The organism is Acinetobacter sp. SFA (assembly GCF_001647535.1).
Taxonomy (GTDB): Bacteria; Pseudomonadota; Gammaproteobacteria; order Pseudomonadales; family Moraxellaceae; genus Acinetobacter; species Acinetobacter pecorum.
The window spans coordinates 1-395 of record NZ_LSZI01000015.1; the positions used below are offsets into that span (position 1 = coordinate 1).

1 protein-coding gene is annotated in these 395 nt (G+C 46.6%); it reads left to right on the forward strand.

Annotation, left to right across the window (positions count from 1 at the left end):
- A partial coding sequence (locus AY607_RS06835) for an acyl-CoA dehydrogenase family protein (RefSeq protein ID WP_171255291.1) occupies positions 1-395 on the forward strand: 395 nt, incomplete at both ends.

Genomic DNA, 395 nt, shown 5'->3' on the forward strand with positions numbered 1-395 from the left:
ATGGCCAGCGTACAAAGCTCTCTGGTGATGGTGCCTATTAATGAATTTGGTTCTGAAGAGCAAAAGCAGAAGTATTTACCAAAATTAGCAACCGGGGAATATATTGGCTGCTTCGGCTTGACCGAGCCAGATCATGGATCAGATCCGGGCAGCATGATTACCCGTGCCAAAAAAGTTGAGGGTGGTTACCGTTTAACTGGCGCAAAAATGTGGATTACCAATAGTCCGATTGCCGATGTATTTGTAGTTTGGGCCAAAGAAGTTTCTGCCGAAGGTAATGTCGGTGACATTCGTGGCTTTATTCTAGAAAAAGGCTGGGAAGGGCTTTCTGCTCCAGCGATTCACGGCAAGGTGGGTCTACGTGCCTCAATCACCGGTGAAATTGTGATGGATAA